Origin of the sequence: Mesoflavibacter sp. CH_XMU1404-2 (genome assembly GCF_037029465.1) — a bacterium.
In the GTDB taxonomy this organism is placed as follows: domain Bacteria; phylum Bacteroidota; class Bacteroidia; order Flavobacteriales; family Flavobacteriaceae; genus Mesoflavibacter.
Genome location: NZ_JAYMEM010000010.1, coordinates 1 through 3,189 on the forward strand (window position 1 = coordinate 1; position 3,189 = coordinate 3,189).

The 3,189-nt window shown below is 35.7% G+C and carries 1 protein-coding gene; it reads left to right on the top strand.

Going from position 1 to position 3,189, the window contains the following annotated elements:
- A partial coding sequence (locus tag WA327_RS07770) for a choice-of-anchor L domain-containing protein (RefSeq protein ID WP_336068317.1) occupies positions 1-3,189 on the top strand: 3,189 nt, incomplete at both ends.

Genomic DNA, 3,189 nt, shown 5'->3' on the forward strand with positions numbered 1-3,189 from the left:
AAATGTAGGTGTATCTACATCACCTACGGGACCATTTACAACAGAATATACTTGGATAGGAGATTATCAAACCACAGCAGATGAAGCTTGGGTACCAATAGGAATAAACTTAGATGCTTATTTAGGTCAAGTAATTTATATTGAGTTTAGTTATGGAGGAGCAGGAACAGGTTTTGAAGGTGATATGTCTATTGACCAAATACAAGTAGAAACTTGTGGTACATTCTGTATTGCTCCAAATAACTTAACAGCATCAAATATCACAGCTACTTCTGCAGATATAGCATGGACGCCAAGTGGACCAGAAACACAATGGAACTATGTAGTACAACCAGCAGGAACAGGAACACCAACATCAGGAACAACTGTTGGAACAACAACAGTATCTGAATCAGGATTAACACCTCAAACAGATTATGAAGTGTATGTACAAGCTATCTGTGGTGCAGATACTAGTGTTTGGGCAGGACCAATTTTCTTCTCTACACCAGTACAAACTAATTTTGTGTTAGATTGTGTTAATGGTGGGCCACAAACATTAACTTACTGTTATGTAAACAATGATCCTAACGTATTTACATTTACGAGTGCAGATGGTACTACACCTTTAAATATAACTTTTAATGCAGGTGAAGTAGAACAAGGTTGGGATGAATTAGTTGTTTTTGACTCAGATGGAACAACTGACTTAAATGCTGCTACACCATACGGAAATGGTGGAGATGTTAGTGGATTACAATATCAATCTACTGGATCTTCTATAGCTTTCCAAGTGCAAGCTGATGGTATATTTGATTGTGGTTCTCAAGGTTACACTTCTATAACAGTAACTGTAAGCTGTGCTACTTGTATATATCAAACTGTTGACTTTACAACAGTTACAGATTGCTCTAATGGTAATAGTCAGTTCTTTATTGACGTTAACGTAACTGACGCAGGAGATTCTAACTCTTTAACTATAACAGATGATCAAGGTAGTGCTCCAGTAGTTGTTTCAGGAACTGGTATAACTCAAGTTGGACCTTATCCTTTAGGAACAGACGTTGTTGTTACTGTAGCAAACACAGATGATAATAACTGTGTTGTAACAAGTTCAACATTAAATGTACCTGTTTGTCCACCTGCAAATGACGAGTGTTCTAACGCAATAGTTGTAACACCAAACCCTGACGAAAATTGTACAAATATAACAAGTGCTTCGCTTTACGGTGCTACAACATCTTCTCAAGCTAATACATGTCCTGGTACAGCAAATGATGATGTTTGGTTTCAATTTACAGCTACAGCTACAGATCATGGTATAGATATTACTAACATAGTTGGCGATACTACTAACTTAAACCATGGATTATTTGAAGGTACAGATTGTAACAACTTAACAAACTTATACTGTGAAGCAGGAAACTCAAGTATCGCTAATGGACTAACAGTAGGAAATACTTACTATATAAGAATTTATACAGATGGAAGTACTCCTTTTCAAGACGTTAGTTTTGATTTATGTGTATTTACTATTCCACCTCCAATCATTACTAATGACACACAATACACAGTTCCTGAATTAGTTACTGATGTATTAGTAAATTCACCTTGTGCTATTGTAAATAATGTTACTTGGTCATCTGGTGCAGATTTTGGTACAGATAATGGTATTGGATATTTTGATGGAAATGGTTCTTCATTTCCATTCCAAAGTGGTATTGTTTTAACTACAGGAAATGTAAATGATGTTCCTGGTCCAGAAACTGGTACACAAAGTGGCGGTGGATTTGGATGGCCAGGTGATGCCGATTTAGAAGCAGAAATTAATGAAGGTACAACTAATAACGCATCAATCATTGAGTTTGATTTTACTCCTTTGATTGATCAGATGTCATTTAACTTTATCTTTGCTTCTGAAGAGTATGGTACATTCCAGTGTGGATTCTCTGATGCATTTGTATTCTTATTGACAGACTTAACTACAGGTGTAACAACAAATTTAGCAGTTGTACCTGGTACAACAACACCAGTTTCTGTATTTACAATTAGAGATAATCAATATAATGGAGGATGTCCATCATCTAATCCTACTCTATTTGATTTTTATTCTGATGTATTTGATTATCCTGCTGTAGGTTCAAACCCAATAGCAAGTCCAATAGATTTTAGAGGAAGAACAGTTCCTTTAACTGCTTCTTCACCAGTAACACCAAATAACCCTTATCACATTAAATTGGTAATTGCAGATGACGGTGATACAGCTTTTGACTCTGCTGTATTCTTAGAAGCAAGTAGTTTTGATATTGGTACCATAGATTTAGGTAACGATATATTAGTTAGTAATGGTACTGCTTCTTGTGAAGGTGACGATGTTGTATTAGACTTAGGTATTGCTCCTCCAACAAATGCAACAATTACTTGGTACACTGTAGCAAACGGAATTACTGAACCAATACCAGGAGAAAACGGAACTTCATTAACAGTTTCTGAAGAAGGTGTATATCAAGTAGATATTACTTTTGCAGGTGTTAGCGCAGCATGTTTCTACTCTGATGATATTGTTGTTGAATTCTTCCCTAATCCAGAAGTTGAAATTGGAGATATCCCTACAATAACAGCTTGTGATACTGATGATAGTGGCATAACAACTTTTGACTTAACAGAAAACGAAGCTGCAATTATTGGTACACAAACAGATACAAGCATAGCTTATTACGAAACTGAGCAGGATGCAATTGATGAAACTAACCCTATTACAAACCCGACTAGTTACACATCTGCTCCAACAACTGTCTATATTAGACTAACAAATGACATAACAGGTTGTTACAGAGTAGAAAGTTTTGATATAGACTTAGCTCCTAAACCAATATTAGGTGACCCTGTAACAGTAACAGCATGTGATAGTAATGATAATGGTATTGCTATTTATGATTTAACTGAAAATGAAACATTATTAGCCGATGGACAAACAGGACTAACCTTTAGTTATTACTTAGATTCAACAGATGCTGCAACAAGTACAAATAATATTACAAATTCAACTGCTTATGAAACCGCAGTAACAACAATTTATGTACGTGTTGAAAATGCAGATGGGTGTTTTGAGGTAGCAATGTTTGATTTAGACTTAGCACCAAAACCAGTATTAGGTATGCCAGAGGATTTATTAGGATGTGACAATAATGATGATGGAATAGCAGAGTA